The organism is Micromonospora sp. NPDC049903 (genome assembly GCF_044460945.1).
Classification (GTDB): Bacteria; Actinomycetota; Actinomycetes; order Mycobacteriales; family Micromonosporaceae; genus Micromonospora.
The window spans coordinates 233,756-255,371 of record NZ_JBITKL010000002.1 but is presented as its reverse complement, the minus strand read 5'-3'; the positions used below and the strand labels follow the sequence as shown (position 1 = coordinate 255,371).

Below are 21,616 nucleotides of genomic sequence, written 5' to 3'. Positions count from 1 at the left end.
TTCACCACCAGCGACCGACCACCGCATGACACCGGGTGCGGAAGCCCTCGTCGGCACCGCCGCCGGTCCACCTCGGAGGTTTCCGGCCGGTCATCGGTCGCACCCGGAGAAACGCGCCGTGCCGGGGCCGGGTTACGGGCCGGCCGGCGGCGAAATCACGCAAAGTGATCGGCTACGGCTGGAAACCGTCTGGGAGAAGTCGCGCCAGCGCCCGCACCGCGCGGTACTGCAACGCCTTGATCGCGCCCTCGTTCTTGCCCATCGCCCGGGCGGTCTCGGCCACCGAGAACCCTTGGAGGAACCGCAGCACGATGCACTCCTGCTGCTCCGGGTTGAGCCGCTTGACGGCTGTCAACAAGGCGACGTTCGTGATGTGCTCCACCACCGCCGCCTCCGGGCTGCCCTCCGGGCCACGGTCCTCCCGGTCCGCGTCGAGCACGTCGCCGGTGGTGACCTCCAGCCGGTACCGGCCGGACTTGAAGTGGTCGGCGACCAGGTTACGGGCGATCGTCACCAGCCAGGCGCCGAGATCCCGGCCCTGCCAGGTGAAACTGCCGATCCGCTTGAGCGCCCGCAGGAACGTGTCCGAGGTGAGGTCCTCGGCGAGCTGCCGGTTGCCGACCCGGAAGTAGACGAAGCGGAAGACGGTGTCGACGTACCGGTCGTAGATCAGCCCGAACGCCTCGGACTCACCGGCCTGGGCGCGTTCGACCAGGGTCCAGACCTCGGTGGCCGGGTCGGAGGGGTCGGGGCGGCTCGGGAACCCGGTGGAGGTGTTCGCCGACGAGACCGCCGGCAGCACCGCCGTCTCCGAGGTGGACACCTCGGTCACCGGGGCGTCCCCGCTGCGGCGGGCCTGGGCCGGCATGGTCGGTCGGCTCGGTGAGGCGACCCGACCACCGGAGGGTTTCGCGTTCCCGCCGGGCGTCGGTGGTCGGTGCGGCGGTTCGTTCTGATGTGGTCTGCTGCCCACCCGGTTGGCGACGCCTTCGCCGCGTGCGGGCAGGTTGCCCGTGGTGTCCTGCTGGCCGCGAGCGTTGCCGCGCTCGTTGACCGGCGTACGTGCCAGCGGGCCGGGCAGGCCGACCGGGCGGGATGCGAAGCCGAAGGCGGTCATCGGGCCACCTCCGTTGCACCGGCCGTCGCGCCGACGGTGCCCGGTCGATCGATCGGGCCTCCGGCGGGCAGGGCGGCTCCGGGGTGTGCCGGCGGGCGGCAGTTCCCCTTGAGGTGCTGGTCCAATGCGCTCACGGGCACGGGGGCCTCCTCGGGCTGAGGGGTGTCGACTCACGGCAAAATGGGGTGAGCCGACCCGAGTGATGATAGGGCCAACGTCACCCGCGCGTGGCAAGTCCGTTACACAGGGCCAAAGTATTTCTCGGCGGGTCGCACCCCTGGCGGACCGGTTGTCCGTCGGGGGTTGTTGACAACTCGCCGACGGGTTGTTCCAGGGTGTATTCCCAGTTCAGCGTCGTGGTGGGACGGTGTGACCGGTGGCCTGTGCGCCTCCGGCAGCACGCGACGCGGCCGGCGACGGCGGGGACGCGTCGGGGCTGTCGCACACCGACGGTGACCCCGCCGGAGTTCCGTGCACGGGACCGGGATGCGTCCTCGGTGGTCGGCGCGACGTGGTCCGGCCGGGACCGCACCGGGATCGATCGGCGGGGCCGAGGTGTCGGTGCCCTCGGATCGGCGTCGATCGTCGTCCGCAGGGCCATGGCCGGGCGGCTCCCGCTGTGCCAGACTCAGCGACCGTGCAGGACCGAGACGCAGCCGTGGGGCCGGGGTCGCGGCCCGCCCCCGACGAGGACGCAGGCACTGCCGGCCGCCCGCAGGCGGCCGACGGCACCGGGCCGAATCTGGCCGAGCACCTGACCCGGGCGGCCCGGAGCAGTCCGGACCAGCCGGCGCTGTACTTCTCCGACCGGACGATCACCTGGTCCGAACTGGACGGCACGGTGACCGGAGTGGCCCGGGCGCTGGCCCAGGTTGTCCCCGGCGCGGACGGCCGACCGGCGCGGGTCGCCGTGGCACTGCCCAACTCACCGGACTTCGTGGTCGGTCTGCTCGGTGCGCTGCGGGCCGGACTGACCGCGGTGCCGGTCAACCCCGCGCTGACGGCCCGCGAGCTGCGACAGGTGTTGGCCGACTCGGCCGCGTCGGTGCTGATCGGCACCGAGCGCGTCCGGGACCTGGTGGCCGACGTCGAGTTGCCCGCACTGCGCGCCGTGCACACCACACCACCCGTCGCCGACGGCGGTACGCCGACCTTCCCGGTGCGGGCCGCCGACGACCTGGCGGTACTGCTCTACACCTCGGGCACCGAGGGGCAGCCGAAGGGCGCGATGCTCTCGCACGGTGCCCTGGCCGCCAACCACGAGCAGGTCGGCCGGATCGCACCGCCGGTGGTCGGGCCGGACGACGTGGTGCTGCTGGCGTTGCCGCTGTTCCACGCGTACGGGCTGAACGCCGGACTGGGTGCGGTGCTGCACCACGGGGCGACCGGCGTACTCGTCGACGACCCGGGTGCCGACGCGGCGCTGGCCGAGATCGCCCGACACCGGGCGACCGTGCTGATCGGCGTACCGTCGATGGTCCAGTCCTGGGCACGGGCGGACGCCGACGTGCTGGCCGGGTCGATGGCCGCGGTGCGGGTCGTGGTCTGCGGCGCGGCGCCGCTCGATCCGGCGGACGCGGCCCGCTTCACCGAGGCCACCGGTCGGCCGGTGCAGATCGGCTACGGCCTGACCGAGACCGCACCGGTGCTGACCTCGACCCTGGTCGGTGGGGAGCCGAAGCCGGGCTCGATCGGCCGCCCGCTGCCCGGCGTCGAGCTGCGGCTGGTCGGGGCGGACGGGACCGAGCTGTGGCGCGACGGCCTGCCCGCTCCCGACGACGACGCGGAGGAGTGGGACCTGTCCGACCCGGTGGCCGGCACCGATCCCGGTCAGATCGTGGTGCGCGGGGCCAATCTCTTCTCCGGGTACTGGCCGCACGGCACGGGTGGGCCCGACCCGGACGGCTGGTGGGCCACCGGCGACGTCGCGTACGCGGACGCCGACGGTGATCTCTTCCTGGTCGACCGGCTCGGCGAGCTGATCCTGGTCAACGGCTTCAACGTGTATCCGCACGAGGTCGAGTCGGTGCTCTGCGCCCATCCGGCGGTGGCGGAGTCGGCGGTAGTGGGGGTGCCGCACCCCCGGACCGGGGAGACTGTCCGGGCGTACGTGGTGCCGGCGGCGGGGCATCGGGCGACCGGTGCCGAGCTGATCGCGCACTGCGCGCGTAATCTGGCCAGATTCAAGTGCCCGACCGACGTCGAGTTCGTCGAGCTGCTGCCGCGCTCGGTGATCGGGAAGGTACGCAAGACCCTGCTCCGACCCACCGGCACGACGGAGGAGACCGATGCGTGAGCCCCGCCTGACCCTGATCACCCGACCCGGCTGCCACCTCTGCGAGGACGCCAAGGCGGCCCTCGACCGGGTCGTCGCGGTCACCGGCGACCGGTGGATCGAGCAGGACGTGAGCGGCGACGCCGAGATGGAACGCGAGTACGGCGACCGGCTGCCGGTGGTGCTGCTCGACGGCAAGGAGCACGGCTACTGGCGCGTCGAGGAGCAGCGGCTGCTGAAGGATCTGACCACTCCGCAGCTCTGAGGCCGCCGGTAGGGTGCGGTGATGACCCCTGCGCGCACCCATCTGGTGTGGGACTGGAACGGCACCCTGCTCAACGATCTCGATCTGGTGGTGGCCTGCACCAACGCCGCCTTCAGCAGTGCGGGCGGGCCGTCGGTGACGGTGGCGGAGCACCGGGTGCGGTTTCGTCGGCCGATCGCCGACTACTACGCGGACGTACTCGGCCGGGCCGTGGACGCGCAGGACTTCGGCCGCCTCGACAAGATTTTCCACGACGCGTACCGGCTGGGGTTGACCGGCTGTGAGCTGGCCCACGACGCGGTAGACGCGATGGCCGCCTGGCCGGGCAGCCAGTCGCTGTTGTCCATGTGGTTCCACGACGAGCTGGTCCCGGCGGTCCGGACGTACGGGCTGGCCGGCCGGTTCGTCCGGGTCGACGGATGGCGGGACCGGGTCGGCGGCGACCGCAAGGCGGAGTCACTGGCCCGCCACCTGGCCGAGATCGGCGTGGACGGCCGGTCGGTGGTGGTGATCGGCGACTCGATCGACGACGCCGACGCGGCGTACGCCGTCGGTGGGCGGGCCGTCCTCTACAGCGGCGGTTTCACCGACCGGTCCCGGCTGGAGGTCTCCGGCCACCCGGTCGCCGACACCCTGGTGGAGGCCGTGACGCTCGCCACCGCGCTGGCCGATGTCCCGACGGTGGAATCGCCCAGCTGAGCGGAAACGGGTGTCACCGTGCGTGGTCGCGGTCTTCCGATCTCCGCATTTGATCAATGATTGGCGTGTGTGATTGGTCAGAGAAGTCGGGATTGAGCAATAATCGCGCCGGTAGTCGTGGTGAAGGGGTCTCCGGTCGATCTTGCGGGACGGAGGGGCTGGTGGGGGCGCGGCGCGTGCCGACAAGATCGCGATTTGTGCACGTCTTCACAAGCGCCTACTCTGTAATTCCGACGCGCCCTGCTAGCACAGCCGGCAATTTCGGTCGCCAGCGGGAGTCCCGAAACGACCGGCCGGTGGAGTTGGTCGAGGATCGCACCGCACGGAGTCTCATGAGTCAGCATCGTCACCCAGGCGCGCCCGGCCGCGCCGGTGCCGTACCGGCGCTCCCGGACCTGCCCGAGGCGACGGTCGCCCGGCTCCCCGAGTACCTCCGTGCCCTGCACAACCTCGCCGAAACCGGCCACGAGACGATTTCCAGCGAGGGCCTGGCCAACGCCGCCGGGGTGAACTCCGCGAAACTCCGCAAGGACCTGTCCCACCTCGGCTCGTACGGCACCCGGGGCGTCGGCTACGACGTGGCGCTGCTGGTCGAGCAGATCGAGTACGTCCTCGGGCTCACCCAGCGTCGGGCGGTCGCCCTGGTCGGCGTCGGTAACCTCGGTCACGCGCTGGCCGGTTACGACGGGTTCGCCGGTCGTGGGTTCCGGATCGCCGCCCTCTTCGACGCCGACCCCCGCCGCATCGGCGAGGAGATCAACGGGCTCGTCGTGCGGCACATCGACGAGTTGCCCGAGGTCGCCGCCGCCGAGGCCGTCGCCATCGGCGTCATCGCCACCCCCGCCCCCGCCGCCCAGCGGGTCGCCGACCAGTTGGTCGCCGTCGGCGTGACGAGCATCCTGAACTTCGCGCCGTGCGTACTCTCGGTTCCGGAGGGGGTCGACGTCCGCAAGGTCGACCTCGCCATCGAACTGCAGATCCTGTCGTTCCACGAGCACCGCAAGGCAGCACTGACCGCGCTCCCCGCCGCCGGTGGGTCCGCTCTCACCGCCCTGCCGGGCGGGTTCGCGGTCACCGAGAGCCAGGAGGCGATCGGCACGTGAAACTCATCGTCGTCGGCGCCTCCTACCGCACCGCGCCGGTCGCCACCCTGGAACGGCTCGCGGTGCCGCCGGCCGATCTGGGCGCCACCCTGGACCGGCTGATGGCGCAGCCGTATGTCAGCGAGGTCGTCCTCGTCTCCACCTGCAACCGGGTGGAGGTGTACGCGGCCGTCTCCGGCTTCCACGGCGGCCTCGGTGACATCTGCGCCGTCCTCGCCGAGCAGGCCGGCTGCCCGCCCACCGCGCTGGCCAACAACCTCTACGTGCACTTCGACTCCGCCGCGGTCGAGCACGTCTTCCGGGTCGCCGCCGGGCTGGACTCCATGGTCATCGGCGAGGCGCAGATCCTCGGGCAGCTCCGGGACGCCTACCACTGGGCCGGCGAGACCGACGCCGCCGGCCGGCTGCTGCACGAGCTGATGCAGCAGGCGCTGCGGGTGGGCAAGCGGGCCCACTCCGAGACCGGCATCGACCGGGCCGGACAGAGCGTGGTCACCGCCGCGCTGGGGCTGGCCGCCGGTCATCTCGGCAACGACCTCGTCGGTCGTCCCGCGTTGGTGGTCGGTGCGGGGGCGATGGGCTCGCTGGGCGTGGCGACGCTGTCCCGCCTCGGTGCCGGGCCGGTGACCGTGACCAACCGCAGCACCGACCGGGCTGTCCGGCTGGCCGAGTCGTACGGTGCCGCCGCGCGGGAGATGACCGAGCTGGCCGACACGCTGTCCACGGTGGACATCGTAGTGGCCGCCACCGCGTCCACCGAGCCGGTCCTCACCCGTCCGGTCGTCGCCGAGGCGGTGGCCGCCCGCGAGCCGGAGCGCGGCCCGTTGGTCCTGCTGGACCTGGCCGTACCCCGCGACGTCGGGCCCGGTGTGGCCGAGCTGCCCGGCGTCGAGGTGATCGACATCGACCGGATGGCGGCACTGCTCGCCGACGGGCCGGTCGCCGCCGACGCCGCCGCCGTCGAACGGATCGTGGCCGCCGAGGTCGAGTCCTTCCTCACCTGGCTGCGCGGTGCCGACGTGGCACCGACCGTGGCCGCCCTGCGCGGTCGGGCCGACGACGTGGTCACCGCCGAGCTGCGCCGACTCGCGCAGCGCCGCCCCGACCTCACCGACGACCAGCGTGCCGAGGTGGCCCGCACCGTGCACCGGGTGGTCCAGCGGCTGCTGCACCAGCCGACGGTACGAGTCCGGCAGCTCGCCGCCGAACCCGGCGGCGACCAGTACGCCGCCCTGCTGCGCGAGCTGTTCGACCTCCAGGTCCCGCAGACCTCGCCGGTGGACACCGTCCCCGACATCACCCCACCCGGAGGTGAGCAATGAGCGAGCGCCAGCTCAGCTCTGCCGCGCCACTGCGTCTCGGCACCCGGGGCAGCAAGTTGGCGATGGCCCAGTCCGGGCACGTCGCCGACGCCCTGACCGCCCGCACCGGACGCCCCGTCGAACTGGTCGAGGTGGTCACCGCCGGCGACCGGTCCAGCGCGCCGGTGCACCGACTCGGGGTCGGCGTGTTCGTTTCCGCGCTGCGGGACGCGCTGGTCGCCGGCACGATCGACTTCGCCGTCCACTCGTACAAGGACCTGCCCACCGCCACCGCGCCCGGGCTGCACATCGCCGCGGTGCCGCCGCGGCAGGACCCGCGTGACGCGCTCGTCGCCCGGGACGGCAAGACGTTGGCCGAGCTCGCCCCCGGGGCGAACATCGGTACCGGCGCGCTGCGCCGGATCGCCCAGCTGCACGCGCTGGGCCTGCAACTGTCGGTCACCCCCATCCGGGGCAACGTCGACACCCGGCTGGCCCGGGTGCTCGGCCCGGAGGCTGACTTGGACGCCGTCGTCCTGGCCCGGGCGGGGTTGGCCCGCATCGGTCGGGCCGACGTCATCACCGAGACGCTCGACCCGATGCTGATGCTGCCCGCGCCCGCCCAGGGTGCGCTGGCGGTGGAGTGCCGGGCCGACGACACGGATCTGGTCGAACTGCTCGCCACGCTCGACGACGCACCGTCGCGCGCCGCGGTCACCGCGGAGCGGGCGATGCTGGCCACCCTGGAGGCCGGATGCTCCGCTCCGGTCGCCGCCTACGCCGAACTCGCCGAAGGCGACGCCGGTGACGAGATTTACCTGCGCGGGGCGGTGATCAGCCCGGACGGCACCCGTGACATCCGGCTGTCCCGCACCGGAACGCCCGCCGATGCGGCGGAGATCGGCAAGGCACTCGCCGCCGAACTCCTCGACCTCGGCGCCGACTCGATCCTCGGCCCGCAAGGACACGACGGCCCGGGGACCCAGCAATTTGGGAGCACAGAATGACCCGCACCCGTAAGCCCGTAGGCCGGATCGCATTCGTCGGGGCCGGTCCCGGCGACCCGGGCCTGCTGACCCGCCGGGCGCACGACGCCCTGGTCGACGCCGACCAGGTCGTGTACGACCGGGGAGTCCCCGAGTCGTTGCTCGACGTCGTCCGGGCCGAGGCCAGGGAAGACGCCCAGTTCACCCCGGCCGAGGGCGCGCCGGGCGACGTGGCGAAGGTCCTGATCTCGGCTGCCCGCTCCGGGCAGAACGCGGTGCACCTGGTGGCCGGCGACCCGTTCGGCCACGACTCGGTGGTCAAGGAGGTGCAGGCGGTGGCACGTACCGCCGCGCACTTCGAGGTGGTGCCCGGCGTCGGTCAGGCCGAGGGCGTCGCCGCGTACGCGGGCGTGCCGCTGCCCGGCGTACGCACCGCCGCCGACGTCGAGGACGTCGGCACGCTGGACTTCGAGGCGCTGGCCGGAGCGGTGCAGCGCGGCTCGCTGGCGCTCGCGGTGGACGCCGGTGACCTGGCCGCGATTCGCGACGGGCTGCTCGCCGCCGGGGTCGACGGCACCACCGACGTCGGGGTGACCGGTGACGGCACCGGGGAGACGCAGTACACCACCACGTCGACCGTGGACTCCTTCGTCGCGGCGGCACTCGGCTTCACCGGCCGGGTCGTGCTGACCGTCGGCGAGGGCGTGGGCCAGCGCGACAAGCTGAGCTGGTGGGAGAACCGCCCGCTGTACGGCTGGAAGGTGCTGGTGCCCCGCACCAAGGAGCAGGCCGGCGCGATGAGCGCCCGGCTGCGCGCGTACGGGGCAATCCCGTGCGAGGTGCCGACGATCGCGGTGGAGCCGCCGCGTACCCCGGCCCAGATGGAGCGGGCGGTCAAGGGCCTGGTCGACGGCCGGTACGCCTGGGTGATCTTCACCTCGGTCAACGCGGTGCGCGCGGTCTGGGAGAAGTTCGCCGAGCACGGCCTGGACGCCCGGCACTTCGGTGGCGTCAAGATCGCCTGTATCGGCGAGGCCACCGCCGACGCGGTCCGCGCCTTCGGCATCCAGCCGGAGCTGATCCCCTCCGGGGAGCAGTCGTCCGAGGGGCTGCTGGCCGAGTTCTCGCCGCACGACGAGGTGCTCGACCCGGTGGGCCGGGTGCTGCTGCCGCGCGCCGACATCGCCACCGAGACGCTCGCCGCCGGGCTCACCGAGCGCGGCTGGGAGGTCGACGACGTGACCGCGTACCGGACGGTCCGGGCGGCCCCGCCGCCCGCCGAGATCCGTGACGCGATCAAGTCGGGCGGGTTCGACGCGGTGCTGTTCACCTCGTCGTCCACGGTCCGGAACCTGGTCGGCATCGCCGGCAAGCCGCACGCGCGTACCGTGGTAGCCGTCATCGGGCCCAAGACCGCGGAGACCGCGACGGAGTTCGGCCTGCGGGTCGACGTCCAGCCGCCGCACGCCTCCGTGCCGGACCTGGTGGAGGCGCTCGCCGGCTACGCCGTCGAGCTGCGGGAGAAGCTCGCCGCGATGCCGGCGAAGCAGCGCCGTGGCTCGAAGGTCCAGGGGCCGACCGCGCTCAGGTTCCGGTAGTCGTCAGGGAGGGCACCGTGCCGTACCCCGAGAACCGCCCCCGCCGGCTGCGGCGTACCGCAGCCGTGCGGCGGCTGGTCTCCGAGACCCGTCTCGACCCGGCCGAACTGATCGTGCCGATGTTCGTCAAGGAGGGGCTGACCGAGCCCCGGGCGATCTCCTCGCTGCCCGGCGTGCTCCAGCACTCCCGCGACTCGCTGCGCAAAGCGGCCGTCGAGGCGGTCCGCGCCGGCGTCGGCGGCATCATGCTGTTCGGGGTGCCGGCGTCGCGCGACGAGCGCGGCTCCGGTGGCCTCGACCCGAACGGCATCCTCAACGTCGCCATCCGGGACGTGGTCTCCGAGGTGGGTGACTCCACCGTCGTGATGAGTGACCTCTGCCTGGACGAGTTCACCTCGCACGGGCACTGCGGCCTGCTCCGGCCGGACGGTTCGGTGGACAACGACGCCACGCTGGCCGCGTACGCCGAGATGGCGGTGGCCCAGGCCGACGCCGGGGTCGGCATGGTCGGCCCGTCCGGGATGATGGACGGCCAGGTCGGAGTGGTACGCCGGGCGCTCGACGCGGCCGGTCACGCCGACGTCGCCGTGCTGGCCTACACCGCCAAGTACGCCTCGGCGTTCTACGGTCCGTTCCGTGACGCGGTCGAGTCGGCGCTCGACGGCGACCGCCGGACGTACCAGCAGGACCCGGCGAACCTGCGCGAGTCCCTGCGCGAGGTCGAGCTGGACGTGGCCGAGGGCGCCGACATCGTGATGGTCAAGCCGGCCCTGCCCTACCTCGACGTGGTCGCCGCGGTCCGGGCCGCGGTCGACGTTCCGGTCGCTGCCTACCAGGTCTCCGGCGAGTACGCCACTGTCGAGGCCGCCGCCGCCAACGGCTGGATCGACCGCGAGAAGGTGATGCTGGAGACGCTCACCTCGATCCGCCGCGCCGGCGCGCAGATCATCCTCACCTACTGGGCCGTGGAGGCCGCCGGCCTGCTTCGCGACCGCTACTGATCTCCACCCCGTCCGCCACGATCCGCCGCCCCCGGACCCCCGATCCTGGTCCTACTGACCGACCGCGGCCCGGCGGCGCGCCCCGAGCCTCAGCGGGCGGCGTCGAGGCGGTGCACCAACTCGGCCACGTCGACGCTGTATTCGCACCACTCCCGGTCGGGCCGGTAGCCCAGCTCCGCGTTGACCTTGAGCATGGCCTCGTTGGCCTGGGCGTTCCACGTCTGGACCTGGGTCAGCTGCGGCTCGGCCGAGCGCAACTCCAGCAGCATGCGGGCCTTGATCGCGCGGTCGATGCCGTAGCCGCGGTGATCCTGCACCACGATCGTGTCGTACTGATCCGCACGGGTCGGGTGCTGTGCCGGCACGACCACCTCGGTCAGGCCGGCCACCTCGCCGGTCTTCTCGTGCAGGGCGAGCACGATGTACGGCTTCATCCCCCGCCGGTGCAGGCAGTCGAGACTGTCGCGTAGCCGCTGCGGGTCGTACGAGCTGGGTCGTAGCTCGCCGTCCTCCACGTCCCGGATCTCGGCCTTGGCCCGCGCGTACGCCTCGATCAGCTCGTCCGGTGGGCCGCCCGGGTGGAACTGCACGTGGTAACCGGCGCCGACACCGGTCGACATCTCGGCCAGCTCGGTCCAGTCGACCCCGGCGAGGTCGAGCACGCTGCGGGTCTCGACGTACTCCCGGCTGAAGCCCAGCGACTCGTAGAAGGCAACGGCCGGGGTGTCACCCACCACCTCGACGCCGATCGACTCGAAGCCCTCCTGGTAGACCCGGCGGGAGGCGCGTAGGACGAGATCACGGCCGAGGCCCTGACGCCGGTGGTCGGGGTGCACCAGCACCTCCAGCACGCCGATGCTGCCGAGCAGCAGCACGTGCACCTGACCCAGGATCGCCCCGGGCGTCCCGTCGGCGGCCTGCTCGGCCTGGGCCACCCAGGCGATCCGTCGTTCGCCGGGCATCACCTCGGTGAGGTACTCCCGCACGGAACTCTCCCGCCATGGCGGATCCTGCGGAAGATCGACCGCCAGGACCGCGTTCAGCGTGTCCAACAGCGACGCGATCTCGGCGGACGACGCGGTCCTGGGGTCCCACTCGCGCACCATCACGCGTCTAGCTTGCCGTTAACCGCTGCCGGGGGGAAGTGTCCAGTCCTCCAATGTGCGGGGACGATCACTTCACGTGCGACTCGCCTGTCCGTACCGGTTGGCCGTTTCGAAGACGGCCTGGGCGTACCGACCGACGTTGTTGTACGACAGAATGGCGTTCCACCAGTCACCCGGAACGGTGAGGTTGCGGCCCCCCTTGCACAGGTACATTCCGGCGGCCAGCGCGGCGTCGTGGATGTTGTGCGGGTCCTTGACCCCGTCGCCGTCCGCGTCCGCGCCGTTCTCCTGCCAGGTCGTCGGGATGAACTGCATCGGCCCGACCGCCCGGTCGTAGGTGGTGTCCCGGTCCAGCTCGCCCCGGTCGGTGTCGGCGATCCGCATCCGACCGCCCTGCCCGTCCAGCGGCAGTCCGATGATCTCCGGAGTGGCCCTGCCGTCCGGCCCGAGCCGCGCGTTGTTGGCCTGCCCGTGCCGAGATTCGACGAAGCCGATCGCGGCCAGCGTGGTCCAGCTCAGGCCGCAGGCCCGGTTGGTCTCGGCGAGCACCAGCTCGGCGTAGCCGTACGCCTGGACAGCGATCGGGTCGATGCCGGTCTTGGCGCCGACCTCGCGGGCCCAACCGGCGAGGGCGTCGGAGGGGCGTCCCGCCACTGGCGCGGTACCCCCCGTCGTGCCCGGGAACGGCGTAGCTCCCGGCGGCAGCGTCTCGGTGGTCGGCGGCACCGCGCCGATCGGTGGAGCCTCGGTCAGCGGCAGCGTGCCGTCGGTCGCCTCCGGCCCGGCGGTCGCGTCGGCCGCGACCGGACGCGGCGCGCCGACGGTCGCCGGCACCAGCAGCGCACCGGCCGTCGCGGTCGCGATGACCAGCGCGAGCAGGAACACCCCGGGCAGGGTCAGTCGCCCGCCGGGCCGCCGCGACCAGTCCCGGGTCGCGCGGGCGGCGGCGCGTGGACCCGGCACGCGTACGGCATGCGCGAAGCGCACCCGGCGTCGCCGGGCTCGCCGCGGCCGGTCACCCGTCCCGCCCGCCGCCTCCCCGTCGGTCTTGGTGGCGGTGCCGGTCGCGCCCGCCGCCTCCCCGTCGGTCTTGGTGGCGGTGCCGGTTGCCGCGTCGCCGTCGGTCTTGGTGGCGTCGTCGGTCTTGGTGGTGGTCTCGCGCTCGGTCTTGCTGGCGGCCTCGGTCTTGGCGGTGGTGTCGGCCTTGTCGGCTGCCTTGCCGCCGGTCTCGGCGGGCTGCTCGCCGTCGGTCGTGGTCGTGCTCGCCTGCTGGTCGCCGGTCTTGGTGGTCGCGTCGGGCTCGGCGGTGGGCCCGTCGCTGGGCTTGGCCGATCGCTCGGTGTCGGCCGGGGCGGCTGCTCCAGCCTTGGCGCTGACGCCGGACGCGGAGGTCGCATCGGCCTTGGCGCTGAGGCCGGACGTGGCGGTCGCATCGGCCTTGGTGGTGACGTCGGCCGTGGACTCGGGCTTCGGGCCGGGCTCGGCAGACAGTCCGGGCGCAGGCTTGGCGGGCAGCTCGGGCGCGGGTGTGGCCGCCCTGATCGTCGGCGCACTGGCAGCCGTGTCGGCCCCGGTGGTGGGCGACCCGCCGGCCGGTTCGCCGGATCTCAACCAGGGTCGGCGCGGCCGGGGGATCGCGCTGACCGGTCTGTCCGTAGTGGCGCCGGTTTGGGCGCCCGGCGTGGCCGGTCGCAGGGGTCGAAGGGTCGTACGCTCTTCGCCGTCTGCCACCCGTCGAGTATCACCCATGTCGCCGCGAGCGTCAGGTCCGGTCGTACCCTGATGCCATGCCCCGGTACGAGTTCCGCTGCCGCGCCTGTGGTGACACCTTCGAGGTCAACCGGCCGATGGCCCAGGCGGGCGAGCCCGCATCCTGCCCGAAGGGGCACTCCGACACGGTGAAGTTGTTGTCGACGGTCGCGTTCACGGGACGGGGTGCCGGTGCCTCCAGTGGTCCGCCCGCACCCTCCGGTGGCGGCTGCTGTGGTGGCGGTTGCGGCTGTTGAACGCCGCCGGCGACGGTGGCCGGTCGGACGTGGTCGGACCGGCCGGAGGGCCGTCGTACGTGGTGGGACGGTTGATGTCGGTCTTGCCCGGACGCCGGGTGCGATGGCACCTTGGGGCGGAGTCTCGGCCGACCGTTCTCACGATGCGTGATGATCTGGTTTCGGGAAGTATGAAGCCGAGGCCAGGGGGGAGGTTCCACGCATGCCGCCACGGATCCACCTCCCGAGTGGCTGGGTGACGTTCGTCTTCACCGACATCGAGGGCTCCACGCGACTGGCGCAGATGCTCGGCTCCGGGTATCGCCCGGTGCTGCGGGAACACCGCCGTCTGCTGCGTCGGACGATCGCCGCGACCGAGGGCGCCGAGCTGCTGACCGAGGGGGACTCGTTCTTCCTGGCCTTCGGGGACGCCGGTGCCGCGCTGACCGCCTGCCTGACCGCGCAGCGCGCGCTCGGCGAGCACGAGTGGCCGACCCCGGAGGCCGCGCCCCGGGTGCGGATGGGCCTGCACACCGGTTGGGCCGAGCCACGTGACGGCGAGTACGCGAGCCCGGAGGTGCACCGGGCCGCCCGGGTCGCCGCTGCCGCGCACGGCGGGCAGGTGCTCTGCTCCGCCGCGACCGCGCGGCACGCCGACCCGCTGCCGTTCGGGGCGTCCCTGATCGACCTCGGGCTGCACCGGTTGCGGGGTTTCGACGACCGGGAACGTCTCTTCCAGCTCGTCGCACCGGGCCTGGAGCGGCAGTTCCCGCGTCCGCGTACGGCCGACGCGGTGGCGCACAACCTGCCGATCCCGGTCACCTCGTTCGTCGGCCGGCAGGCCGAACGGATCGAGTTGCGGGAACTGGTGGCCGGGCACCGGTTGGTCACCGTGCTGGGTGCCGGTGGCGGCGGCAAGACCCGGTTGGCCGTGGAACTCTCCATCGACCTGGTCGACGAGTACCCCGACGGGGTCTGGTTCGTCGACATCGCCTCGGTGACCGATCCGGGTCTGGTGGCGTTCGCGATCGCCGCGGTGCTCGGGCTGCGTCCCGAACCGGGCCGTCCCATGGTGGACACCCTGGTCGAGTACGCGGCCGGTCGCCGGATGCTGATCGTCCTCGACACCTGCGACGTGCAGCCGACCGCCTGCGCCGAGGCGGTGTCCCGGCTGCTCTCCGGCGGCAGCGGGGTGAAGGTGCTGGCGACCACCCGGGAGCCGCTGGCGTTGCCGGGCGAGGTGGTGTGGCGTATCCCGCCGCTCTCGGTCGACCCGTCACCGGACGGCACCGAGAGCGACGCGGTCGCGTTGCTGCTGGACCGGACCGCCGCCGCCCGGGGCGGGCGACGCCCGGACGCGGTCGAGTCGGCGGACCTACGCCGGGTGGTACGCCGGCTGGACGGGCTGCCGTTGGCGATCGAGCTGGCCGCGGCGCGGCTGCGGGTGCTCTCCGTCGGGCAGCTCGCCGAACGCCTCGACGACGTGCTGGGCACGCTGGACGCCGGTCGGGACGATCCGGAGCCACCACCGACCGACCACGGCAACGCCGGCAACCAGCGGGACACCGTGGACCTGGTGGCGGCGGCGACCGGGGCGAGTCCGCAGTCCCCGGCGACGCGGGCGGTGGCGCGGTCGGCGATCGAACGTCACCTGACCATGCAGGCGACGGTCACCTGGTCGTACCGCACGCTCGGGCCGAGGGCCGCGCGGCTGCTGCGCTGGCTGGCGGTGTTCGCCGGCCCGGTCGACCTGCCGACCGTGGAGTGGCTGCTCGACGACGACCCGCTCGACCCGCTCTCGGTGCTCGTGGACAAGTCCATGGTGCTGGCCGAGCCGCAGGCCGGCGGCTGCACGTACCGGATGCTCGACCCTATAAGGGCGTACGCGGCCCGTCGACTCGCCGAGGCCGGTGAGGAGCAGGACGCGCGCAACCGGCATGTGGACTGGTCGGCGCACGCGCTGGAACGGGCACATCTGGGCCCGGACGGCCAACCGGTGACGCTGTCGCTGTACGCGTTGGATCCGCTCGCCGGTGAGCTGCGCGCCGCCCTGCGCTGGTGTGCCACCGGCGGCAGTGCCCGGGCCGGCCTGCGGCTGGCCGGTGGCCTGGACCAGTGGTGGCGGGAACGCGGCCTGGCCCGGGAGGGGCGGCTGTGGCTGTTCCGGCTCTACGGCCGGATCGCCGAGACCGGGGAGGCGATCCCCGAGGCCGAGCTGGCGGCGGCGTACCACATGCATTCGCTGCACGCCGGTGGCGACGGCGAGTACGCCGAGGAGCTGCGCTACTCGCAGCGGGCCGAGGCGGCGGCCCGGCAGGCGGGGGACGCCGGCCTGCTGGCCCGGGTGCTCGCCGGCCGGGCGGCGCCGCTGGTGGACATGGGACAGTTCGCCGAGGCCGAACGGATCTGCCGGGAGGTCATCGACTGGGCGCGTGAGCAGGGGGTGGAGTCCGAGGCGCTGTTCGCGGTGTTCCGGCTGGCCGAGCTGCTCTGGCGGCGGGGCGCTCTGGACGAGGCGGCCGACCTGCTCGCGGCGGCACGACCGGTGGAGGCGGCCCGCCCGGTCGACCGTGGGCGGCGTTCGGTGGACATGCTGCTCGGCATGGTGGCGTTGGCCCGGGGTGATCTGGTGGCCGCGCACGAGCACCTGCTGGCGGCGTTGCGGTCCCGGATGAACCACGGTTTCCACGGCCGGGCCTGCGACACGCTCAACGCGATCGCGGTGCGTTGCCTCGCCGGGGACGAACCACTGACCGCAGCCCGGTTGTTCGGTGCGGCGCAGGCGACCCGGGCGGGGCTGCGGTCGACCACCGGCATCTACGACGGCTACTGGAACGAACGGCAGGTGGTGCTGCGTCGGACGTTGGGCGACGCCGCGTTCGACGAGGCGTACGGGGAAGGTGCGGAGCTGGGCCTGGACGAGGCCGTGGCGTTGGCGCTCGGCGTCGAGCATCCCGACCTGGCCGCCGACTCGGCCCGGTTCGCGGCGCGGGCGGGCCGGGCGACACCACGCCAGTCGACCGCCGCCACCGACCGGCACACCGAACACGCCTGACCGAGGGGTCCGCGTCGGCCGCGGACCCCTCGGCCGGGAGATCAGGCGCGGGCGAGGCGTTCCGCGTCGGCCTTCATCCGGGCGGCCCGGTCGATGTCGGACTGCTGGACGGCAGCGGCCGAGCCGAAGACACTCACCGCCTGGTAGTAGGTCCAGGCCAGGCTGAGGCAGGCCGGACGGACGACTGCGTTGTACGTGGCGCAGACCCGCTTGAGATCCTCGTAGAAGGCGCTGTCCAGACGGGACTTGTTGGCGCTGAACTGGCCGACCGCCTTGTAGTTGCGGTAGCCGAAGTCGTGGCGGTGGCAGGAGAGGGAGAAGCGGAACCCGAGCGGGTTGTCCGGGCTGGACGAGCAGAAGTCGGTGGACCAGTCGAAGTTGTAGCCGGCCCACGGTGTGCGGTTCTGCCGGGCCGAGTTCCAGGCGTTGTAGCTGCTGGCGCTGGTCTGGGTCCAGCTCGACAGCACGGACAGCTTCTGGGCGGGGGTGACGGCTGCGGTCGCCGGGGACGCCACGGCGAGCGTGGCGGCCAGCGCGACCGCGCCGGAGGCGAGGACAGTGGTGAGACGTCTGAGCACGGGGGATACCTCCGCGGGGGTGTGCGGTGGGGCAATGGTTACCGGCGAGTACCCGGAGTTCGACCAGTCTCGATCAACCTCGCGGCGTTCGGGTGTAACCATTGAGAAATATTGGTGACCGGTGCTGAAACAGACGAATACCCCGGACGTCGGTGACGTCCGGGGTATTCGCGGCCGGTCGGCCTGATTCGCAGCTCAGTGCCGGGTGGGCCGGCGGGTGGTCAGTCGAAGAAACGGGCCATGTGGGCGGGGGAGGGGCCGTCGTCGTCGACGCCCAGCGGAGTGAGGTCGGCGAAGATCGACGCGCCGTCCGTGCCGGCGTGCAGTGGGTGCCAGCGTGGGGTGCCCGGTGGACGCATCGCGCAGACCCCCTTGATGGTCTGCACGTCGAGCAGTCGGACGTGGGTCGGGTCGGCGACCGCGTTCACATGCCCCCACCAGGGGCTCATGACGTGCAGGACGCCGCCGGGGCGCAGTACCCGGTGGCACTCGTCGAGCAGCGGCAGGAAGTCGATCAGGTGCTCCAGGATGTGCACCGCGAACAGGACGTCCACCGAGTCGTCGGCCAGCGGCAGCGAGCCGGAGAGGTCGGCCACCGCGTCCACCCCGGGCGCTGGATAGATGTCCAGCCCGAGGTTGCCCGACCACTGCTTGGTGCCGCCGCAGCCGAGGTCCACCACCACCGGGTCGCGTCCGCCGACGCGTACCCGGCACCAGACGCCGAAGACCCCGGCGAGCCGGCCGACCTGCTCGCGTACCAGGCGGAGTTGGGCCGGTTCGTCGACCTCGCCGGTCAGGTGGGCGACGCCCCGGTCGAAGCGGACCTCGACGGCGAGCGACCGCAGCCTCTCGTCGTGGCGGGCCTGGTCCGCCCATGTTTCCGCGAGGAACCCGTCGACCGCCCGCAGCCGTTCGGCCGAGGGCGGGGTGTGTGCCAACGCGACCATTCGCCCACCTCCGGCCGGCGCGATACCCCGATCGCTGCCCGTTATGCGCAACTTATCCCAGCGAGTGGCGCTCGGGTGGGCCGTCGGCCGGACTGCCGCAGGGAGGTCGGTCAGCCGGGGGCGGTGCGTCGGGGGCGGCCGGCAGCGCTGATCCGCTGTCGGGGCGCGGGCACCTTGGGGCGCTTGAGGTGGTAGCGGTGCAACTCGGCGTGGCCGGCCAGGGACGGGTCCTCACTCATCGAGACCAGTTCCCAGCCCTGGTCGCCGGCCCGGTTGAGATGGGCCAGCGCGGTGTCGCCGTACGGCGTGACGTCGGTCATGGAACCGTCGGGGCCGTACCAGATGAAGACGATCTCCCAGCCGGCGTCGGTGCTCGCCGCCTGGCGACGCCGCACCAACAGCGCGTACTCCCACCTGAGCATGCAGTGATTGTCACTCCGGCGGGGGCCGGAGGCCGGGATCAGGACTCGGCGATCCGCCCGGCGTCGACCCGCAGGCGGCGGTCCACGCGTACCGCGTCCAACATCCGCCGGTCGTGCGTCACCAGCAGCAACGTGCCCGGGTAGCCGGCCAGCGCCGACTCCAACTGTTCGATCGCCGGGAGGTCCAGGTGGTTGGTCGGCTCGTCGAGCACCAGCAGGTTGACCCCGCGCCCCTGCAACAGCGCCAGCGCGGCCCGGGTCCGCTCGCCCGGCGAGAGCGTCGCTGCCGGGCGCAGCACGTGCTGGGCGCGCAGGCCGAACTTGGCCAGCAGCGTCCGCGCGTCGGCCGGCGACAGGTCCGGTACGGCGACCCGGAAGGCGTCCAGCAGCGGCGCGTCTCCGAGGAACGACCCGCGTGCCTGGTCCACCTCACCGACCACTACACCCGGGCCCAGAGCGGCCTGACCGGTGTCCAGTGGCAGCCGGCCCAACAGGGCGGCGAGCAGCGTCGACTTACCGGAGCCGTTCGCCCCGGTGATCGCCACCCGGTCCGCGAGCGCGATCTGGAGGTTCACCGGGCCGAGAGTGAAGTCGCCACGGCGTACCACCGCGTCGCGGAGGGTGGCCACGACGGCGCCGGCACGGGGCGCGGCGGCGATCTCCATTCGCAGCTCCCACTCCTTGCGTGGCTCCTCGACCACGTCCAGCCGCTCGATCAGCCGCTCGGTCTGCCGGGCCTTCGCGGCCTGCTTCTCGCTCGCCTCGGAGCGGAACTTGCGGCCGATCTTGTCGTTGTCGCTGGCCTTGCGTCGGGCGTTGCGGACCCCCTTCTCCATCCAGGATCGCTGCGTGCGCGCCCGCGCCTCCAACGACGACCTGGTGTCGGCGTACTCCTCGAACTCGGCGCGTGCCTGGCGGCGCGCCACCTCCCGCTCCTCCAGGTACGCCGCGTAGCCGCCACCGAAGTGGTTGACCTGCTGCTGGTGCAGGTCCAGCTCCAGCACCCGGGTCACCGTCCGGGTCAGGAACTCCCGGTCGTGGCTGATCAGCACCGTGCCGGCCCGCAACCCGGTGACGAACTGCTCCAGCCGCTCCAACCCGGCCAGGTCCAGGTCGTTGGTGGGCTCGTCGAGCAGGAAGACGTCGTACCGGCTGAGCAGCAGCGACGCGAGCCCGGCACGGGCCGCCTGGCCACCGGAGAGCCCGGTCATCTCGTGGTCCAGACCGACGGCGAGCCCCAGCCCCGCGGCGACCTCCTCGGCCCGCTCGTCCAGGTCGGCCCCGCCCAGGCCGAGCCAGCTCTCCAACGCGGTGGCGTACGCGTCGTCCGCGCCCGGCGCGCCGGTGGTCAGCGCCTCGGTGGCCGCGTCGAGGGCGGCCTGTGCCCGGGCCACCCCGGTCCGCCGGGCCAGGAACGCCCGGATCGTCTCGCCGGGACGCCGATCCGGCTCCTGCGGCAGGTGCCCGACGCTCGCGCCGGGGGGACTCACCGCGACGCTGCCGGCCTCCACCGGCAACAGCCCGGCGAGGGTACGCAGCAACGTCGACTTGCCGGCCCCGTTCGGCCCGACCAGGCCGATCACGTCCCCGGGAGCGACCACCAGGTCCAGCCCGGTGAACAGCGTCCGTTCCCCGTGCCCGGCGGCCAGGTCCTTGGCGATCAGCGTGGCGCTCACAAGCAGCCGAGCCTACCCGCCGGCGTGGTTGGCGTGGCCAGCCATGCTGAGGAGCGACACACGAGGCAGACTCACGGTCGTGCAGACCACTCTGGCGATCGACTGCGGCGGTGGCGGGATCAAGGCGTCCGTGCTCGACGCCGCCGGCACCATGCGGGCCCAACCGATGCGGGTGCCCACCCCGTACCCGCTGCCGCCGGAGCTGTTCGTGCGGACCCTGCGGGAACTCGGCGACCGGCTTCCGACCGCCGACCGGGTGACGGTCGGCATGCCGGGCATGATCCGACACGGCGTGGTGGTCGCCACCCCGCACTACGTGACCCGCTCCGGCCCGCGTAGCCGGGTCGATCCGGCGCTGCACGCCCAGTGGTCCGGGTACGACGCCCGCAGCGCCCTTGCCGCCGCGTTCGGGCTGCCCACGCTGGTGCTCAACGACGCCGAGGTGCACGGTGCCGGGGTGGTCGCGGGCACCGGCTGCGAGCTGGTGCTGACCCTCGGCACCGGGCTGGGCAGCGCCCTCTTCGACGGTGGCGTGCTCGCCCCGCACCTGGAGCTGTCGCACGCCCCGGTGCGCTGGGGCACCACCTACGACACGTACGTGGGCGAGCCGGAACGCCGCCGGTTGGGCGACGCGTTCTGGTCCCGCCGGATCCGGCAGGTGGTGGAGGGGCTGCGTCCGGTGTTCCGCTGGGACCGGCTCTATCTGGGCGGCGGCAACTCCCGGTTGATCCGTCCCGAGCAGCTCGCCCGGATGGGCGACGACGTGGTGGTGGTGCCCAACAGCGCCGGCATCGTCGGCGGCGTGCGCGCCTGGGATCTGGCTGCCGTGTGAGTGCAAGGATGTGAGTGCAAGGAGGGGTCCCCTGCTAACGCCAGCGGTAGAGCAGGGGTCCCCTGCTAACACCCGGCTCCGCCCGCAAGCGTCCGGGAACACCCGGCTCCGCCCGCCAGCGTCCGGGAACACTCGCGCGCCCGCCGGTGTTGTGCGAGCGTCAGGGCAGTGGTGCGAACTAGGGGGTGGGCCGAGATGGATCTTCTGGCTGAGTACCGGCGGGCGACCCTGTTCTTCGAGTCGGGCGACCCGAGCGGAGCGGCCCGACTGCTCGAACCGATCGTCGAGGCCGAGCCCGACAACTCCGCCGTCCGCCAGTTGCTGGCCCGGGCGTACTTCCAGTCGGCCCAGCTCCGGCGGGCCGAGGAGCAGTTGCAGGAGTTGATCGACCGCAACCCCAGCGACCACTACGCCCACCACGTGCTGGGTCGGACGCTGGAGCGGCTGAACCGCTACACCGACGCGCTGCGGCACCTGCGCATCGCGGCGGCCATGCACTCCGCCAACGACGACTACACGACCGCGCTGCGGCGGGTCGAGACCCGGGTCGGCGGCGGCCGCTGAGGCGGCGTACGCGACACGACGACGAGAGGGCGGCCCACGGGCCGCCCTCTCGTCGTCTCCGGGCCCTGCCGGGGACCTGCCTACGATGGCCGTATGGGAGCCGACC

General features: G+C 72.8%; 18 protein-coding genes and 1 pseudogene. 12 read left to right on the top strand and 7 right to left on the bottom strand.

Going from position 1 to position 21,616, the window contains the following annotated elements:
* Positions 1-172 precede the first annotated feature (172 nt).
* Positions 173-1,117: an ECF subfamily RNA polymerase sigma factor, BldN family gene (locus tag ACIBO1_RS05950; RefSeq protein WP_396741846.1), complete on the bottom strand. Its 945-nt coding sequence runs from the start codon at positions 1,115-1,117 to the stop codon at positions 173-175.
* A 637-nt stretch (positions 1,118-1,754) separates the two neighbouring features.
* On the opposite strand from ACIBO1_RS05950, the gene ACIBO1_RS05945 reads away from it, so the two are divergent.
* The 8 genes from ACIBO1_RS05945 (at position 1,755) to hemB (ending at position 10,345) form a co-directional block, all read left to right on the top strand.
* The gene (locus ACIBO1_RS05945; protein ID WP_396741844.1) at positions 1,755-3,413 is read left to right on the top strand and encodes an AMP-binding protein; all 1,659 of its coding nucleotides are present in this window, start codon (positions 1,755-1,757) and stop codon (positions 3,411-3,413) included.
* Positions 3,406-3,657, top strand: a complete 252-nt coding sequence (locus tag ACIBO1_RS05940) for a glutaredoxin family protein (protein ID WP_131051867.1) — start codon at positions 3,406-3,408, stop codon at positions 3,655-3,657. The genes ACIBO1_RS05945 and ACIBO1_RS05940 overlap by 8 nt, the downstream gene beginning before the upstream one ends.
* Positions 3,658-3,678: 21 nt before the next feature.
* Entirely contained in the window at positions 3,679-4,356 is a 678-nt protein-coding gene (locus ACIBO1_RS05935) for an HAD family hydrolase (protein ID WP_396741842.1), read from the top strand.
* 332 nt (positions 4,357-4,688) lie between these two features.
* The gene (locus tag ACIBO1_RS05930) at positions 4,689-5,459 is read left to right on the top strand and encodes a redox-sensing transcriptional repressor Rex (RefSeq protein ID WP_350693015.1); all 771 of its coding nucleotides are present in this window, start codon (positions 4,689-4,691) and stop codon (positions 5,457-5,459) included.
* Entirely contained in the window at positions 5,456-6,781 is a 1,326-nt protein-coding gene (locus ACIBO1_RS05925) for a glutamyl-tRNA reductase (RefSeq protein ID WP_350693013.1), read from the top strand. Before ACIBO1_RS05930 ends, ACIBO1_RS05925 begins: the two co-directional genes overlap by 4 nt.
* A complete protein-coding gene (gene hemC / locus ACIBO1_RS05920) occupies positions 6,778-7,767 on the top strand; it encodes a hydroxymethylbilane synthase (protein ID WP_396741839.1) in 990 nt (329 codons plus the stop codon). Before ACIBO1_RS05925 ends, hemC begins: the two co-directional genes overlap by 4 nt.
* Positions 7,764-9,344 (top strand): uroporphyrinogen-III synthase, encoded by a 1,581-nt coding sequence (locus tag ACIBO1_RS05915; protein ID WP_396741837.1) that lies wholly within the window; start codon positions 7,764-7,766, stop codon positions 9,342-9,344. The genes hemC and ACIBO1_RS05915 overlap by 4 nt, the downstream gene beginning before the upstream one ends.
* A gap of 17 nt (positions 9,345-9,361) precedes the next feature.
* On the top strand, positions 9,362-10,345 hold the full coding sequence (gene hemB, locus ACIBO1_RS05910; RefSeq protein WP_350693007.1) for a porphobilinogen synthase: 984 nt from the start codon (positions 9,362-9,364) through the stop codon (positions 10,343-10,345).
* 89 nt (positions 10,346-10,434) lie between these two features.
* On the opposite strand, the gene ACIBO1_RS05905 is transcribed toward hemB, so the two are convergent.
* Together ACIBO1_RS05905 and ACIBO1_RS05900 are read right to left on the bottom strand one after the other, a co-directional pair.
* On the bottom strand, positions 10,435-11,451 hold the full coding sequence (locus tag ACIBO1_RS05905) for a GNAT family N-acetyltransferase (protein ID WP_396742451.1): 1,017 nt from the start codon (positions 11,449-11,451) through the stop codon (positions 10,435-10,437).
* A 72-nt stretch (positions 11,452-11,523) separates the two neighbouring features.
* Positions 11,524-12,815, bottom strand: a pseudogene (locus tag ACIBO1_RS05900) (lytic transglycosylase domain-containing protein).
* Between the two features lie 423 nt (positions 12,816-13,238).
* Between ACIBO1_RS05900 and ACIBO1_RS05895 the strand changes: the two are divergent.
* Together ACIBO1_RS05895 and ACIBO1_RS05890 are read left to right on the top strand one after the other, a co-directional pair.
* Positions 13,239-13,457 carry a zinc ribbon domain-containing protein gene (locus tag ACIBO1_RS05895; protein WP_396741835.1) on the top strand — a complete coding sequence of 73 codons (219 nt, stop codon included), beginning with the start codon at positions 13,239-13,241 and terminating at the stop codon, positions 13,455-13,457.
* A gap of 202 nt (positions 13,458-13,659) precedes the next feature.
* Positions 13,660-16,491, top strand: a complete 2,832-nt coding sequence (locus ACIBO1_RS05890) for an ATP-binding protein (protein WP_396741833.1) — start codon at positions 13,660-13,662, stop codon at positions 16,489-16,491.
* Positions 16,492-16,532: 41 nt separating this feature from the next.
* On the opposite strand, the gene ACIBO1_RS05885 is transcribed toward ACIBO1_RS05890, so the two are convergent.
* From ACIBO1_RS05885 to ACIBO1_RS05870, 4 genes are all read right to left on the bottom strand, one after another.
* Complete coding sequence (locus ACIBO1_RS05885; RefSeq protein ID WP_350693000.1) at positions 16,533-17,069, bottom strand: phospholipase; 537 nt, start codon at positions 17,067-17,069, stop codon at positions 16,533-16,535.
* A gap of 221 nt (positions 17,070-17,290) precedes the next feature.
* Positions 17,291-18,016 (bottom strand): methyltransferase domain-containing protein, encoded by a 726-nt coding sequence (locus ACIBO1_RS05880; protein ID WP_396741831.1) that lies wholly within the window; start codon positions 18,014-18,016, stop codon positions 17,291-17,293.
* A 110-nt stretch (positions 18,017-18,126) separates the two neighbouring features.
* On the bottom strand, positions 18,127-18,438 hold the full coding sequence (locus ACIBO1_RS05875; protein WP_396741829.1) for a hypothetical protein: 312 nt from the start codon (positions 18,436-18,438) through the stop codon (positions 18,127-18,129).
* A 38-nt stretch (positions 18,439-18,476) separates the two neighbouring features.
* Positions 18,477-20,114, bottom strand: coding sequence for an ABC-F family ATP-binding cassette domain-containing protein (locus tag ACIBO1_RS05870; protein ID WP_396741827.1), 1,638 nt, complete (start codon positions 20,112-20,114; stop codon positions 18,477-18,479).
* Positions 20,115-20,193: 79 nt separating this feature from the next.
* Here ACIBO1_RS05870 and ACIBO1_RS05865 point away from each other — a divergent pair, with 79 nt between their 5' ends.
* Both ACIBO1_RS05865 and ACIBO1_RS05860 read left to right on the top strand, forming a co-directional pair.
* Positions 20,194-20,946, top strand: coding sequence for an ROK family protein (locus ACIBO1_RS05865; RefSeq protein WP_350692994.1), 753 nt, complete (start codon positions 20,194-20,196; stop codon positions 20,944-20,946).
* Positions 20,947-21,141: 195 nt separating this feature from the next.
* Positions 21,142-21,510: a tetratricopeptide repeat protein gene (locus ACIBO1_RS05860; protein ID WP_350692992.1), complete on the top strand. Its 369-nt coding sequence runs from the start codon at positions 21,142-21,144 to the stop codon at positions 21,508-21,510.
* The last annotated feature ends 106 nt before the right edge of the window (positions 21,511-21,616 follow it).

What these genes read in the sequence shown, in the direction of transcription:
- ACIBO1_RS05950 (WP_396741846.1), bottom strand. Translation starts at nt 1,117, where the DNA reads ATGACCGCCTTCGGCTTCGCATCCCGCCCGGTCGGCCTGCCCGGCCCG.
- ACIBO1_RS05940 (WP_131051867.1), top strand. Translation starts at nt 3,406, where the DNA reads ATGCGTGAGCCCCGCCTGACCCTGATCACCCGACCCGGCTGCCACCTC.
- ACIBO1_RS05935 (WP_396741842.1), top strand. Translation starts at nt 3,679, where the DNA reads ATGACCCCTGCGCGCACCCATCTGGTGTGGGACTGGAACGGCACCCTG.
- ACIBO1_RS05930 (WP_350693015.1), top strand. Translation starts at nt 4,689, where the DNA reads ATGAGTCAGCATCGTCACCCAGGCGCGCCCGGCCGCGCCGGTGCCGTA.
- hemC (WP_396741839.1), top strand. Translation starts at nt 6,778, where the DNA reads ATGAGCGAGCGCCAGCTCAGCTCTGCCGCGCCACTGCGTCTCGGCACC.
- ACIBO1_RS05915 (WP_396741837.1), top strand. Translation starts at nt 7,764, where the DNA reads ATGACCCGCACCCGTAAGCCCGTAGGCCGGATCGCATTCGTCGGGGCC.
- ACIBO1_RS05905 (WP_396742451.1), bottom strand. Translation starts at nt 11,451, where the DNA reads ATGGTGCGCGAGTGGGACCCCAGGACCGCGTCGTCCGCCGAGATCGCG.
- ACIBO1_RS05895 (WP_396741835.1), top strand. Translation starts at nt 13,239, where the DNA reads ATGCCCCGGTACGAGTTCCGCTGCCGCGCCTGTGGTGACACCTTCGAG.
- ACIBO1_RS05890 (WP_396741833.1), top strand. Translation starts at nt 13,660, where the DNA reads ATGCCGCCACGGATCCACCTCCCGAGTGGCTGGGTGACGTTCGTCTTC.
- ACIBO1_RS05880 (WP_396741831.1), bottom strand. Translation starts at nt 18,016, where the DNA reads ATGGTCGCGTTGGCACACACCCCGCCCTCGGCCGAACGGCTGCGGGCG.
- ACIBO1_RS05875 (WP_396741829.1), bottom strand. Translation starts at nt 18,438, where the DNA reads ATGCTCAGGTGGGAGTACGCGCTGTTGGTGCGGCGTCGCCAGGCGGCG.
- ACIBO1_RS05860 (WP_350692992.1), top strand. Translation starts at nt 21,142, where the DNA reads ATGGATCTTCTGGCTGAGTACCGGCGGGCGACCCTGTTCTTCGAGTCG.